The organism is Kitasatospora sp. NPDC040550 (assembly GCF_055594965.1).
In genome coordinates this window covers 27,315-40,847 of record NZ_JBVIWC010000017.1, presented here as the reverse complement: position 1 = coordinate 40,847, position 13,533 = coordinate 27,315, and the positions used below count along the sequence as shown (strand labels likewise).

The window sequence follows — 13,533 nt, the reverse complement described above, 5'->3', positions numbered from 1 at the left end:
CGGAGGCCACGCATGAGCACCCTCGACGAACTGGACGGCTGGCACCGGGAGTTGCGGGAGCAGTTCCCGATCATCACCGGCGCCCCCGAACAGGCCTACCTGGACAGCGCGGCCACCGCCCAGAAGCCGCGGGCGGTACTGGACGCCGTCCACCACTACCTCACCACCGCCAACGCCAACGCCGGACGCGGCACCTACACCTGGGCCAACGCCACCACCGCGCTGGTCGAACGCACCCGCACCCGGGTCGCCACCTTCCTCGGCGACCCGGCGCCCGGGCAGCCCTCCGGGGTGCACTTCGTCAGCGGCACCACCGAGGGACTGCGCACAGTGGCAAGGGACTGGCTCCCCCGGCACCTGCGGGACGGCGACGAGATCATCGTGCCCTTCGCCGACCACCAGGCCAACGCCCTGCCCTGGCTGGAGGCGCAGCAGCTGCTCGCCGAACGCGGCGTGCGCGTCCGGGTCCGCGAACTCCCGTACGACCCGGCCTCGCACGACTACGACCACCGGGCGCTGCCCGGACTCGTCACCGAGCGGACGGCGTTCGTCGCCGCCACCCACGTCCACCACGTGTACGGCGCCGACATGAACGTGCACCGGATCCGGGCCGCCGTCGGCCCCGACGTGCCGATCTGCCTGGACGCGGCGCAGAGCGTCGGCCACCTGCCGGTGGACGTCGGCCGCCTCGACGTCGACTTCGTGGTCTTCTCCGGCCACAAGGCGCTCGCCCTGCCCGGCACCGGCGCCGTCTGGGCCCGCAACACCCGCGGCCCGGAGTTCCGCCCCGGCGGCTGGAGCGGCACCCCCAACACCTGCGGGATCGCCGGCCTGGAGGCCGCCCTGGACTGGCTCGACGCCGCCGGCACCGACCGCATCCAGCGCTGGACCACCGCCCTGGCCGGCCGCCTCACCGACGGCCTGCGCGGCTCCGACGCCTACCGGGTCCTCGGCTGCGAACAGAGCCTGGCCGCCGACTCCCCGGTGCAGCGCCGCGAGGCCATCGTCACCTTCCGGCACCGCGCGATCCCCTCCAACGACCTCGGCTTCGTCCTCGCCAGCCACGGCCTGATGGTCCGGGCCGACGGCCACTGCCAGGGCCGCGCCGGCGAGACCGACACCTCGGTCCGGGTCAGCCTGCACGCCTACAACTCCCCCGAGGAGATCGACCGCCTGCTGGCCGCCCTGCCCGACCGCTGACCATCGGGGATGGTCAGCGCCGCCAGCGGTGGTAGGTGTTCCAGTCCTTGGTGATCCAGGTGCCGTCACCGAGCGGGAACACCTCGTCGACCTCGGGCATCGGGTACTCGACGCGGCCGTGCAGGGTGCCGGTGGCGGGGTCGGCGAGCCAGTGGCTGTGCTCGCGCCACCGCTCCTCGCCGAAGAGCAGCACCGCGCCCTCCTGGTAGCTGTTGTGCAGCGTCACCAGCGCGGTGGAGTCGTCCACGAAACCGCACCAGGAGGAGATGTACGGATCGTTGTGAACCGAGCAGTCACCGGTGCCGGGGGCCGGGAAGTCGCTCAGCCGCAGCGTGGCGGTGACCTCGTAGGAGGGCACGGCGTGCCAGCTGACGTCCCGGCCCCTCGGGTCGACGGTCATGCAGCGGGTGTTGCCGGAGTCCGCGTCCAGGTAGTCGCGGCCCGCCGGGAGCCCGGGGCCCCCGTCCTGCGACAGCGGCTCGCCCAGGACGAGGACGCCGGACTCCCGGCGCACCCGGTAGCGGGCGTTCGGCCCGGAGCCGCCGGACACGCTCACCCCGGTGACCTCGCCGTGCTCGTCCAGGAGCAGGCTCACGAACCGCTCGTAGCCGCCGCACGGGAGCACGCTGCGGGCCAGCTCCCGACCCTCGGCGTCCAGGGTCAGGAAGACGGTGGCGTCGGGCAGCCCGGACGGCAGCCGCAGCCAGGTCCGGAGCTCCCGGCCGGGCCCGGTCCCCGTGAACGCGACGTACCCCCAGCGGTCCACCCGCCAGCTGCCGTACGGCTGCCGCCAGAGCTCCGTGCCGTCCCGGCCGACCGCGACGTACCCGGCCCCGGTGCCGAAGACGGCGGAGGAGAGGTCGGGAGCCGTCCACACCGGAGCCCACCATTCGGGGGCCGGGGCCGGGAACTCGGCCGTCAGTTCCGCCTGCTCCCGCAGGTCGTAGAGGCGCAGCGAGGTGCCGTCGAGGACCTCCAGGCGGGGGACGGGACCGGTCGGGTCGACGGAGGCCCTGGCGTTGCTCCCGTTCGGGATCGGGTAGCTGGCCACCGGCGTGGGTGTGATCGTCATGTCGCCATCCTCTCCCGGCGGGCCGACGGCACCTGGCGGGATCTTGGCGATGCCAGGCGTTCACGCCACTCGTGGGGACGGCACCCGGGGCCGGAGGATGGAGCCGTGCCCGACCGGGAGAGCCGCGACGGCACACCGGAACCCCGTCCGACCAGCAGGAACCCGAGGAACCCATGTCCGCCAGTGCCGTCCTGACCGTGCCCGCCGCCACCCCGGCCGAGGCCGCCGCCCACTACGCCGCCCGGCTCGCCTTCGAGGCGGACGTCTCCGACGTCCACGCCGACCTGGCCTCCGGAGTGTCCGGCGTGGTGGTGGTCGACACCCGCAGCGAGGCCGCCTGGAACCAGGGCCACATCCCCGGTGCCGTGCACATCCCCACCGCGCGGATCGCCGAACTGGCACCGCAGTTGATCGACCCGGCCACCCAGACCGTGGTCACCTACTGCTGGGGCCCCGGCTGCAACGGCGCCACCCGGGCGGCCCTGGCCTTCGCCCGCCTCGGCCACCCCGTCAAGGAGATGCTCGGCGGCTTCGAGTACTGGGTCCGCGAGGGCTTCGGGTACGACACCGCCGCCGGCCCCGAGAGCCGCCCCGTCGACGACCTGACCGCCCCGCGCTCGGGCATCTCCTGCGCATGCTGAGCGCCACCGCGCGGCCGGGCGGCACCATCCGCCCGGCCACCCCGGCCGACCTGCCCGCGCTCGCCCGCCTGTGCGCCGACCACGCCGCGTACGAGGAGGCCGAGCCGGTACCCGCCGACCTCGCCGCCCGGCTGGAGCCCGCACTGTTCGCCGCACCGCCGAGGGCCTGGTGCCTGGTGGTCGACCACGGCGGTGAGCTGACCGGCTACGCGAGCTACTCCCGGGAGTTCTCCACCTGGCAGGCCGCCGACTACGTCCACCTGGACTGCCTGTTCGTCACCGAGGCACACCGGGGCGGAGGGTAGGGGCGCGCCCTGCTCGACGCCGTACGGGAAGCGGCCGCAGAGCTGGGCACCGCGCAGGTGCAGTGGCAGACGCCCGACTGGAACACCGACGCCATCCGCTTCTACCACCGGGCCGGGGCCCTGGGCCGCCCCAAGGTCAGGTTCTCCCTCGCCGGCCGCCCGACGGATCAGCCGCCCAACTCGCACCGGACGTAGTCCGGATGGGCCGCGCCGACCTCCAGGTGGTTCTCGTCCAGCCCGTTGACGATCCGCAGGACGTCGCCGCCGAAGTCGAACTCCACCGCCACCGTCCCGTACGCCACATCGGGCCCCGCCGGCCGCCACTCCAGCAGCCGGACCTCGCGCAGTTCCCGCCCCACGAACGGCTCCAGGACCTCGTCGTCACGGGACCACTCGGGCGAGAACTCGAACCACTCCCAGTTGACGATGTGGGCCCCGGTGTCGATCGTGCCCCAGCCGATGGACAGTCCGTCGAGGTACCGGTGGCAGACCTCCACCCGGACACCGTCGAAGTCCAGCACCACCGGGCAGTCGGCGAACCACTCTCCGTCCTCGGCGAAGCGCACGACGGCGAAGCCCGTCAGTCGCCTGCCCGCGAGCGCGGCGAGGCGCGGGCCGTGCGCCTGCCGCACCGCCTCGATCCCGATCAGGAAGGACGGCTCGAAACCGGAGATCCCCATGTCCACGGTCCGGAGTCTCCCCCGCCGGGGCCCGGCCCGACAACGCCTTTTCCGCCCTCTCCACCTGGGCCCGCCGCCGCGGGGTCCCGCTTCGCTAGTCTCGGGGGAGTTGATGTCCCGTCAGTTCGGGGAGGCGACCATGACCGTGCACGTGACCGTGTGGGACGACCGCGATCCGGCCCCGGCGGCCCCTGGCGCCGCCCCCGCCGTGTTCGTCCACAGCATCTTCACCTGGGGCAGCGACCCCGAGTACGGGTTCGCCGGGCAGCGGCCCCTCGCGGACGACCGCCGGCTGCTGCTGCTGGACCGCCGGGGCTACGGCGACAGCCCCGACACCGCGCGCAGCGACTTCGAGGCCGACGCCGCGGACGTCGTGGCGGTCCTCGACGCCGAGGCTGCCGGCCCAGGGCCTGGCGGCGCCCACCTGGTGGCGCACGGCAACGGCGCCGTCGCCGCGCTGCTCGCCGCCGCGCACCGTCCCGACCTGGTCCGCTCGCTCGGCCTGATCCAGCCCTCCGCCTTCACCGCCGCCGCGCACCACCCGGTCGTCGCCGAACTCCTCGACCGGGTGCGCGACGGCGCCCCGGGCATCCCGGCGGGCATCACGCCCGAGCAGTACCTGCGGGCCTCCACCGCAGGAATGGGGCTGGCCGTGCCGGAGCCCACCCCACGCCGCCTGCGCGCCGTCGCCACCTCCATGCGGGAACGGCCCGTCTGGGAGGCGGAGATCCCCGTCGCGGCGGTCCGCGCCGCCGCCGTGCCGATCCTGGTGATCTGCGGCACCTGGGAGGACGCCCCGCCCGCGTACCGCCGACACGTCGGGCTCCCCCTCATCGCCGTGGCCGAGGCCCTCACCGAATCCCTCGGCAGCCGCCTCCTCCGGGTGCCCGGCTACTACCCCCACACCCAGCAGCCCGAGGCCGTCAACACCGCCCTCCGGGAACTCTGGGCCTGACGGCCGCCCCGGGGAACGTCCCGTGGACGGTGGAGCCGGTGGGACCGGCCGGCCGAGCGGCTGGCGCGGGCGAGTCCGGTCGCGGTGACGGCGCGGACGTGGTCGGCCGGGTCGGCGGCGGCCGGGCTGCGGTGCGGGTGGGGCGTGCCGTCCTGCCGGGAGATGCGCGGGGTGGTGGAGGCGTCGGCATGGAGTGAGGTCCCGCCACTCCCCGTCGGAGGGCGAGCTCGGGCACTGCATCGGCGACGGCGAGCTGGTCAGGAGCCTGCCCGCCGGCCGTCGGCCACCGGACTGCGGGGACCAGCGCGGGTCACGCGGCCCAGGCGGCCTCGACCATCGCGAAGACCTCGTCCACCGTGGCCGCCGGGTCGGCCGCGTCCCGGGCCAGGGAGAAGGCGTCGATCACGAAGCGGGCGACGGCCCGGCAGGCGGTCGGGGTGCGGGGCTGGTCGGGCAGGGCGGTGATGGCCGCGGCGAGGGCTTCGGCGTGGCGCAGCCGCATCGACTCCTCGTAGGCGCGCAGGGCGGGCGAGGAGTCGATCAGGCGCCAGATGGGAGCGGCGCCGTCGGCGGTGCAGTGCCGCACCATGGCGTGGATCTCGTGGCGCAGTGCGGGGATCAGCGGTTCCTCGGGGGTCCGGTCGGTGGCGGCCCGGACGAGGCGCTGTTCGAAGTCCTCGTCCTGTTCGAAGACCAGGGCCTCCTTGGCGGCGAAGTGGGAGAAGACCGTGGTGACGGCGACGTCGGCCTCGGCGGCCACCTCGCGGATGCCCACCGCGTCGTAGCCGTGCTCCAGGAAGAGCCGCAGGGCGGTGTCGGCGATCTTCCGGCGGGTCGCGGCCTTCTTCCGCTCGCGGCGGCCGGTCGGCTCGGTCGTCGCGGTGGTTCTGGTGGCCCCGGTGGTGACGGTGGTTCCGGTCGGCTCGGTCATGTCCGTGATGCTATCAGCTATGAAAACGGAACAGCATCAAAACACTAACCGATAGTGCTACGGTCGGCCGCATGGAGACCATGCAGAAGGTGAGCTACACCGAGTTCGGCGGCCCGGAGGTCCTGCGCCTCGTGGACGCCCCACGGCCGCAGGCAGGCCCCGGCCGGATCCGGATCGCCGTACGGGCGGCGGGCGTGAACCCCGTCGACTGGCGGCTCCGGGAGGGCCAGGTGCTGGGGGCCCATCCGGTCGAACTGCCCGCCGGGGTCGGGCTGGACGCCGCCGGGGTGGTGGACCAGGTCGGGGCCGGGGTCGAGGGGGTCGAGGTCGGTGACCACGTGTTCGGCGAAGGGGCCGACACCTACGCCGAGTTCGCCGTGCTGTCCGCCTGGGCGACGATGCCGGAGGGGCTGGGCTTCGAGGAGGCGGCGGGGTACCCCTCCGTGGTGGAGACCGCGCTGCGCGTCCTGCGCGAGGTCGGGGTGCGACCGGGGCAGACGCTGCTGGTCAGCGGTGCGTCCGGGGGCGTCGGTTCGGCGGTGCTCCAGATCGCCCGTGACCGCGGCATCACGGTGATCGGCACCGGCGGGGCGGCGAACCTGGACTACCTGCGCGGCCTGGGCGCGCTGGCCACCACGTACGGCGAGGGCTGGGTGGAGCGGGTGCGCGGGCTCGGCCGGGTCGACGCCGCCCTGGACCTGGCCGGCAACGGTGTGATCCGCGAGCTCGTCGAACTGACCGGGGATCCGGGGACGGTGGTCTCCATCGCCGATCTCGCCGCGCCCGGGCTCGGGGTCCGGTTCTCCGGCACGGCGGGGAGCGTCCCGGCGGCACTCGCCGAGGCCGCCGAGCTGATCGCCCGGGGCCGGCTGCACATCCCCGTCGACACCGCCTACCCGCTCACCCGGGCCGGCGCCGCCGCCGCGCACGCCGACAGCCACGCCGGACACACCCGCGGGCGCCGGGTCATCGTCGTGTAGCCACGCCAGGGCGGGCCCCGGGCCGGCGGTGAGGCCGGGCCGGGGCCCGCTCAGGGGCGTCGGCCGAGGGCGTCAGCCGTCGTTCTCCGCAGCGGGGAGGTAGGCGCCGGGGACGTCGTTCGGGGCGTGGATCGCGTCCTCGCCCGGGTACGGGGTCCGCCAGTTGTGCGTCTGGTACCAGGTCAGGTGGTTCATCTGGGCCGGGTTGGACCGGTCCGGCGCCGCGTTCGGGCCGGTCAGCTGCTGCTTGGACTTCCAGTCCTCCCACTGGGCCGCGACCTGCCGCTCGGCCGCCGGCGGGGCGACGGTCACCGGCGCCGCCGCCGCGCTCGCGTCCGGGGCACCCGGCACGTCGACGCCGCAGGACGGCGGGGTCTTGAGGCCGTCGGTCAGCGAGGTGCGGTTGGGCACCGCGTCGAACGGGGTGAGGTCCGGCTTGTCGGTGAACGCGGTGGTCATCGGGCTGGCCGCGCTGTCCTTCTGGTTCATCGGGTGGATCCCGAGGATCTGCTCGATGGTGCGGACCATGGTGATCTGCGAGTAGTAGCGGCTGTCGACGGTGCCGTGCTGCGCCCAGGGGCTGATGATCTGGATCGGGGCGCGGTGGCCGTCGACGTGGTCGAGGCCGGCCTGGGAGTCGTCCTCGACCACGAAGATCGCGGTGTCCTTCCAGTACTCGCTGTGCGAGATCTCCTGGACGATCCTGCCGACCGCGAGGTCGTTGTCGGCGACCTGCGCGGCCGGGCTGGCCGGACCGCCGGTGTGGTCGCTGGACAGCCACAGCATGTTGAGGGCCGCCGGGCCGTTCTGCTCGAAGTCCTGCTTCCAGATCTGGTAGCGGTAGACGTCCGGGACGTCGGTGTCGAACCTCGGGAAGCCGGGCACCGACACGTCGTTGAGCGAGGGGATCGGCGAGGAGGAGTTGAGCGGGTAGGCGGTGTCGTCGCCCGTCGCGGCCATGTTCCTGGAGTCGCAGTACAGGTTCTGCCAGGTCGCGCCGTCGGGCTTGGTGAGGAACTGGTGGAACTCGCCGAAGTCGCGCACGTCCTGGCCGGCCGCCTGGGCGCCGGTCCACAGGAAGCCCGAGCGCTGGTGGCCCAGGGCGTCGTCCTCGGTGTCGTAACTGCGCTCGTACTCCCCGGCCGAGGACTCGGTGTACTCCGGATTGTCCGCCTGCATCAGCCAGTTGTGGCCCTCGGCGGAGTTGGTGCCGATGTCGTAGGTGTTGTCGTAGAGCCCGAACTGCTTGGCCAGCGCCTGCTGGTTGGGCGTGACGTTGGCGCCGAACTGGGCCAGCTTCGGGTCGCCGTTGCCCTTGCCGATGTCGCCGAAGACCTGGTCGTAGGTCCGGTTCTCCTTGACGATCAGGAAGACGTGCTTGATCGTCGACGGGTCGCCGATCCGGGCCGGCACGGCGACGGGCTTCGCCCGGTGCCCGTCCGCCGTCCGGACGGCGCCCTTGGTCCAGCCGTTCTGCCGGAAGACCTGGTCCGTCCGGGAGCGGATCTCCTGGTCGGAGGGCAGGGTGAACTGCGTCAGGCTGGAGGTGGTGTCGTGGGTGTTGTGGGCGCCGGTGGAGTTGGGGCGGCGCGCGTCGATGCCGCGGGTGTTGGAGACGACCACCTTGGAGCCGACGGTGGTGACCTCCGCCGGGAAGTAGTCGGTGGGCAGCAGGCCGACGTAGCTCACCGGCTCCTGGGCACTGGTGAAGCGGTAGACGGCCACCGCGTCGGCCCGGCCGAGGGTGACCAGCAGGCGCCCGTCGTCGGTGAGCGCGATCGCGGTGGGCTCGTAGCCCACCGCGGCCTCCGGCCAGGGCTTGGTGGAGATGCGCTGCACCACCTTGCCCCGCGCCGCGTCGATCACGGACACCTGGTCGGAGGAGGTGTCCGCGACGAAGACCGTCCCGCCCTTGGCGTACACGGCGGTCGGGTGCAGGCCGACCTCGATGGACCCGACGGCGGCGGAGGGGTTCGCCAAGTCGATCACGCTGACGGTGCCCGTGGTGGTGGCGCCGGTGTCCGGGTCGGCCGGCACCTGGGTGCCGTAGGAGTTCAGCGTGTCGTCGTCGGCGGTGGCGGCGCGGCCGCCCTCGTTGCTGACGTACAGCTTCCGCTCGACCTGCACGATGCCGCGCGGCGCGTTGCCGGTCGTCCAGCTCCGGCCGAGCGCGCCGGTGGCCGCGTTGATCTCGACCACCCGGTTCTGGCCGTTGACGGCCGCGTACACCGTCGAGCCGTCGGCCGAGAACACCGCGCCGGAGGCCAGCGCGTGCTTGGTGCCGTCGGCCGGGATGGCGATCCGCACCGGGTCGGCCAGCGAGCCGTCGGCCTGCACGGTGAACCTGGTGTAGCCGTCCAGCTGGCCGAGCCACAGCTGCTTGCCGTCCGGCGAGTAGACCGGGGCCTCCTGGCCGACCGAGCCGTCGGTCAGGTGCAGGTCGGCGGTCTTGGCCTTGCCGGCGCGCTGCTGCACCTTGCCGGTCCTGAGGTCCACCACGACCAGCGAGGCGTCGCCGTCGGCCAGCGAGGCGGCCAGGTGGGTGCCGTCCGGGCTGACCCGGGAGCCCATCAGTTTGCCGTTGTCGATGACCAGGCGGTCACCGTACGGGGCGATGTACTGGTCGCTGGAGATCACCTGGCCGTCGGCGGTGACCTGGCCGACCTGGTCGGTGCCGAACTGGTGGGTGGTCGCGAAAGCGGTGCCCGTGGCCACGGCCGCCGCCGTGATGCACGCCGTGGCCAGGGTGGCCCGGCGGCCGACCCGGCGGCCGAGGAGCACCGGGTGCTCCCGCTGGATTCGTCGACGACGCGTTACCTGCATGGCGTCAGCCCTTCGTGGTGAGTGCGCTGCGTTGATTCCGGTCTCTTCGCTGCGGGTGGTGCGGGTGGTGCGGGCGGTACGGGTGCTTCTGGGCGGTACGGGCGCTGCGGGGTGGTGCGGGTGCTGCCGGGCGGTGCGCTCAGTCCGTCGAGGAGTCGAGCAGGTCGATCTGGCCGTCGAACTGCCAGAGCGGGTTCGGCGCGTCCCCGGTGCCGGTGTGGACCAGGAAGTAGCCGTTGACCTCCTTCGGTCCGTCGCCGTCGGCCATCACCCGGCCGTCCGAGGCGACGTCCAGCTGGTAGATCGCGGTGCCGGGGGCCTCGGTGCCGGGCAGGTGCCAGGTGACCACGCAGCGCCAGTCGTTGCCGGGGCCCTCCGGCTCGACCTGGCCGTCGCCCCGGTTGCAGTCCGCGGCCACCCGCAGGTCGGCCTCGGTGACGGCGGGGCGGTGCAGCTGCTCGGTCTGCAGCCGGTACAGGTGGGCGAACACGGTGGAGACCGTCCGCTGCACCTTCGCCCGGCTGATCCCCGAGCCGGTCGAGGGCGCGGCCGCCGCGACCACCCCGGTGGTCAGCGCGAGCAGCACGGCCAGCGGCAGCACCCCGTGGGTGAGCGCGCGGCGCTTCTCGCCGTCCTCGCTGCCGTTGGTGAAGTCCCGCCGGACGAACAGCCGGTGGGCCGTGGCGGTCGCCACCACGGCCCAGAGCAGGCTGACCGCGACCGCGATCAGCAGCTCCGGCAGCCGGCTCGGATCGGCGAACAGCCCGTTCCAGGAGACGAAGGCGTAGCCGGGCAGGGCCAGCCGCAGCGGCACCGGCAGGGGCAGCGCCTGGGCGAGCTGCATCGCGACCGCGGCCAGGGCGGGGACGAGCAGGCCCATCGGGGAGCGGCCCAGCACGACCGAGCCGAGCAGGCCGAGCGAGGCCAACGCCATCGTCGGCGCCAGCGCGGCGGTCCAGGCCAGCAGGACGCCCGCGGCCGCGTCGGACGGTGCCAGCAGGTGGCCGTCGACGCCGACCAACGGCCGGTCGCCGACCGCCGCGAGCCCGCCCGCCGTGCTGGAGGCCACCAGTCCGGCCACCAGCAGGACGATCACGGTGGCGCTCGCCAGGGTCTTGGCGAGGAAGATCCGGCCCGGCGAACGGACCGCCACCAGCAGGTGCCGCCAGGTGCCGAGCCGGTCCTCGGCGGCGAACACGTCGCCCGCGACCACCGAGGTCAGCAGCGGCAGCGCCCAGGAACCCGCGAAGCCCAGCAGCACCAGCGGGCCGGCCCAGCCCGTGGCGTGCATCCAGCGGCCGAACAGGGTGTCGGAGGGCAGCGTGCCCTGCTGGGCGACGGCGGCCACGAACAGCCCGGGCAGCGCCCAACAGGCCAGCACCAGCAGGCGGATCCGCCACTGCGAGACGAGCTTCACCAGCTCGAAGCGGTACACCCGGCCCACCGGCACCCGGCGCGCCCCGGCCCCCGCGGCCGCACCGGCCGCCGCCTTCCCGGCCGTGACCGTGCTCATCGCCCGTCCTCCTGCTGCTCCTCGGTGAGGGCGAGGTACGCGGCCTCCAGCGGCGACACCACGGGCGCGACCTCGCGCACCCTTACGCCCTCCTGCACCAACCCGTCCACCAGCCGCTCGACGGCGGGCCCGTTCGCCCGCACCACCAGCGCCTCCGTACCGCGCCACGCCCCGGCCCCGTCCAGCACCGCCACCCCGGCCGTCCCGGCGGCCACCCGCCGGGCGGCGCGCAGGTCGGAGGTGAGCAGCCGGTGCTCCAGCGCGCGGGTCCCGGCGGCCAACTCGCCCAGCGGGCCGGAGAACCGGACGCGCCCGGTGGCGAGGATCGTGACCTCGGAGCAGAGCGACTCCAGGTCGTCCATCCGGTGGCTGGACAGCACGACGGTCACGCCGTCCTCGGCGAGCCGGCGCAGCGCCCCGTGGACGTGCTGCTTGCCCGCCGGGTCCAGGCCGTTGGAGGGCTCGTCGAGCACCAGCAGCCGCGGCCGGGTGAGCAGCGCGGCCGCCAGGCCGAGCCGTTGGCGCATGCCCAGGGAGAAGCCGCGCACCCGGTCGTCGGCGACGTCCCGCAGCCCGACCTCGAACAGCACCTCGTCGATCCGCCCGGCGCCGGTGTCCTCCCCGCGCAGGGCCGCCAGCGCGGCGAGGTTCCGCCGCGCGGTCAGCGAGGGGTAGAGGCCGGGGCCGTCGACGAAGCCGGCCACACCGTCGGGTGCCGCGAGCGCCCGGCCGACCGGCCTGCCCAGCACCTCCAGCTCGCCGCCGTCGGCGACGGCCAGCCCGAGCAGCAGCCCGAGCAGGGTGGTCTTCCCCGCGCCGTTCGGCCCGGCGAGCCCGTGGATCCGCCCGGGGAGCAGCTCCAGCCCGACTCCGTCGAGCGCCACGACGTCACCGAAGCACTTCGTCAATCCCCGTGCCCGTACGGCAGGTTGCGTGTCTTCCATGGCTCCTTCTCGCAGTCCCCCAGGGAAGGTAGGGGGTTCACGGGGTGGCGTCAGGAGCACGCGGTTGAACTCCGGGGGAACAGCTGAGGGGCGGCTCCATGGCGGCCGCCGGCCCTCGTCCCGACGACCATGACGCCCGGTCGAGTAACCCGTCGAGCAAGTTACTGAACTGGGGGCGACTCCTGGGTGGCAATCGGCGCTTCTCCACTGAAACCCTGACAGTTTTGAGCCCCTTCCTTGACACCCCCACAGATCGCCACCAATACTCATCACCAGTCAGACCGGTGACGAAGACCGGGACTCACCGAACGAACACTCACCAGGAGGCCGAGCCATGGCAGTCAGCTACACCGGAACGGTCATCGTGACGGGCGAGGGCCGCAACGGCGGGCACGTCGCCTCCAGCGACGGCAAGCTCACCACCTCGCTCGCCATCCCGAAGGAGCTGGGCGGCGCCGGCGGCGCCACCAACCCCGAGCAGCTGTTCGCCGCCGGCTGGGGCGCCTGCTTCCTGGGCGCCGTCCGGCGCGCCGCCGCCGACCGCGAGGTCCGGCTGACCAGCACCTCCATCGCGGTCGAGACCACCCTGACCCACGGGGACGACGGGGAGTTCGGCCTGAGTGCCGTCCTCCACCTCGAACTCGGCGGCGTGGACCAGGAGACGGCCACCGGGCTGGCCCACGCGGCGCACGGGATCTGCCCGTACTCCAAGGCGACCCGCGGCAACATCCCGGTGGCCATCCGGGCGACCGCAGTGACTGCGGTCACCGGCTGACGGCACCCGCGCGGGGCGCGCCCGGCCCCCGACCGGACGCGGAAACGCCGAACCCCCGCCCGATGGCCGCAGCAGCGGCGGGGGCGAGGGGCGGAGGCGGAGGATCGAATCCGGGACCGGCGATCGACCCCGGGGCGGGGCGTCAGCCCTCGGCGCCACCGTGCTGGCGGGCCCGGTAGGACGCGGCCTTGACCCGGTTGCCGCAGGTCCGCATGGCGCACCACTCGCGCCGGTGGCCCCGGGAGCGGTCCAGGTAGACCTGGGTGCACTCCGGCCGGGCGCACTCCCGCAGCAGCGCGGCATCGTCGCCACCGAGGATCTCGACGGCCTCCCGGGCCAGTGCCGCGAGGCCCTGGGAGACGGATCCGCTCCTGGTCGCCCCGGTGGCGTGCAGGCGCAGCGTCACCGGCAGTCCGGCCGCGTGCCGGTTCAGCTCGGCGATCGCCCGGGCCGGCATCGGCTGCCCGTCCAGCCGGGCGGCGACCAGCGCGTAGATCGACTCGCGCAGGTCGACCGCGATGTCGAGGTCGGTCTCGTCGGCGCCCGGGCCGGGGCCGCCGTCGAACATCCCGGACTCCACGAACCAGGCGTCCAGTTGCTCGGGGACGGCCAGCTTCTCCAGCGGCGCGGCGTTGCGCCGGGCGCGCAGCGTGCCGACGAAGTCGAGGGGCAGGGTCCCGCAGGGGAAGGCGTGCATCACGTCACCATACTGAC

14 protein-coding genes are annotated in these 13,533 nt (G+C 74.0%); 7 read left to right on the top strand and 7 right to left on the bottom strand.

Annotated features, from left to right (window positions below):
* The first annotated feature begins 12 nt into the window (after positions 1-12).
* The gene (locus ACZ58X_RS24310) at positions 13-1,200 is read left to right on the top strand and encodes an aminotransferase class V-fold PLP-dependent enzyme (RefSeq protein ID WP_470335704.1); all 1,188 of its coding nucleotides are present in this window, start codon (positions 13-15) and stop codon (positions 1,198-1,200) included.
* Positions 1,201-1,213: 13 nt separating this feature from the next.
* On the opposite strand, the gene ACZ58X_RS24305 is transcribed toward ACZ58X_RS24310, so the two are convergent.
* Positions 1,214-2,272, bottom strand: a complete 1,059-nt coding sequence (locus ACZ58X_RS24305) for a hypothetical protein (RefSeq protein WP_470335703.1) — start codon at positions 2,270-2,272, stop codon at positions 1,214-1,216.
* Positions 2,273-2,445: 173 nt separating this feature from the next.
* On the opposite strand from ACZ58X_RS24305, the gene ACZ58X_RS24300 reads away from it, so the two are divergent.
* Genes ACZ58X_RS24300 through ACZ58X_RS24290 form a run of 3 tightly spaced genes read left to right on the top strand, consistent with a single transcriptional unit; the run spans position 2,446 to position 3,413 of the window.
* Entirely contained in the window at positions 2,446-2,913 is a 468-nt protein-coding gene (locus ACZ58X_RS24300) for a rhodanese-like domain-containing protein (RefSeq protein ID WP_470335702.1), read from the top strand.
* Positions 2,907-3,218 carry a GNAT family N-acetyltransferase gene (locus tag ACZ58X_RS24295; RefSeq protein ID WP_470335701.1) on the top strand — a complete coding sequence of 104 codons (312 nt, stop codon included), beginning with the start codon at positions 2,907-2,909 and terminating at the stop codon, positions 3,216-3,218. Before ACZ58X_RS24300 ends, ACZ58X_RS24295 begins: the two co-directional genes overlap by 7 nt.
* Positions 3,219-3,227: 9 nt before the next feature.
* Complete coding sequence (locus ACZ58X_RS24290; protein WP_470335831.1) at positions 3,228-3,413, top strand: hypothetical protein; 186 nt, start codon at positions 3,228-3,230, stop codon at positions 3,411-3,413.
* Here ACZ58X_RS24290 and ACZ58X_RS24285 read toward each other — a convergent pair.
* The gene (locus ACZ58X_RS24285) at positions 3,386-3,898 is read right to left on the bottom strand and encodes a hypothetical protein (RefSeq protein ID WP_470335830.1); all 513 of its coding nucleotides are present in this window, start codon (positions 3,896-3,898) and stop codon (positions 3,386-3,388) included. The genes ACZ58X_RS24290 and ACZ58X_RS24285 overlap by 28 nt on opposite strands.
* Positions 3,899-4,037: 139 nt before the next feature.
* Here ACZ58X_RS24285 and ACZ58X_RS24280 point away from each other — a divergent pair, with 139 nt between their 5' ends.
* Entirely contained in the window at positions 4,038-4,853 is an 816-nt protein-coding gene (locus ACZ58X_RS24280; protein ID WP_470335700.1) for an alpha/beta fold hydrolase, read from the top strand.
* 310 nt (positions 4,854-5,163) lie between these two features.
* Here ACZ58X_RS24280 and ACZ58X_RS24275 read toward each other — a convergent pair whose 3' ends face one another.
* A complete protein-coding gene (locus ACZ58X_RS24275) occupies positions 5,164-5,784 on the bottom strand; it encodes a TetR/AcrR family transcriptional regulator (protein WP_470335699.1) in 621 nt (206 codons plus the stop codon).
* Positions 5,785-5,864: 80 nt separating this feature from the next.
* On the opposite strand from ACZ58X_RS24275, the gene ACZ58X_RS24270 reads away from it, so the two are divergent.
* A complete protein-coding gene (locus ACZ58X_RS24270) occupies positions 5,865-6,764 on the top strand; it encodes an NADP-dependent oxidoreductase (RefSeq protein WP_470335829.1) in 900 nt (299 codons plus the stop codon).
* Between the two features lie 72 nt (positions 6,765-6,836).
* Here the strand turns inward: ACZ58X_RS24270 and ACZ58X_RS24265 are convergent, their stop codons facing one another.
* From ACZ58X_RS24265 to ACZ58X_RS24255, 3 genes are all read right to left on the bottom strand, one after another.
* A complete protein-coding gene (locus ACZ58X_RS24265) occupies positions 6,837-9,587 on the bottom strand; it encodes an alkaline phosphatase family protein (RefSeq protein WP_470335698.1) in 2,751 nt (916 codons plus the stop codon).
* Between the two features lie 139 nt (positions 9,588-9,726).
* Positions 9,727-11,100: an ABC transporter permease gene (locus ACZ58X_RS24260; RefSeq protein WP_470335697.1), complete on the bottom strand. Its 1,374-nt coding sequence runs from the start codon at positions 11,098-11,100 to the stop codon at positions 9,727-9,729.
* Positions 11,097-12,044, bottom strand: coding sequence for an ABC transporter ATP-binding protein (locus ACZ58X_RS24255; protein WP_470335696.1), 948 nt, complete (start codon positions 12,042-12,044; stop codon positions 11,097-11,099). Before ACZ58X_RS24255 ends, ACZ58X_RS24260 begins: the two co-directional genes overlap by 4 nt.
* Before the next feature lie 334 nt (positions 12,045-12,378).
* On the opposite strand from ACZ58X_RS24255, the gene ACZ58X_RS24250 reads away from it, so the two are divergent.
* Positions 12,379-12,819: an Ohr family peroxiredoxin gene (locus tag ACZ58X_RS24250; RefSeq protein WP_470335695.1), complete on the top strand. Its 441-nt coding sequence runs from the start codon at positions 12,379-12,381 to the stop codon at positions 12,817-12,819.
* 142 nt (positions 12,820-12,961) lie between these two features.
* On the opposite strand, the gene ACZ58X_RS24245 is transcribed toward ACZ58X_RS24250, so the two are convergent.
* Positions 12,962-13,519, bottom strand: coding sequence for a CGNR zinc finger domain-containing protein (locus ACZ58X_RS24245; protein WP_470335828.1), 558 nt, complete (start codon positions 13,517-13,519; stop codon positions 12,962-12,964).
* Between the last annotated feature and the right edge of the window lie 14 nt (positions 13,520-13,533).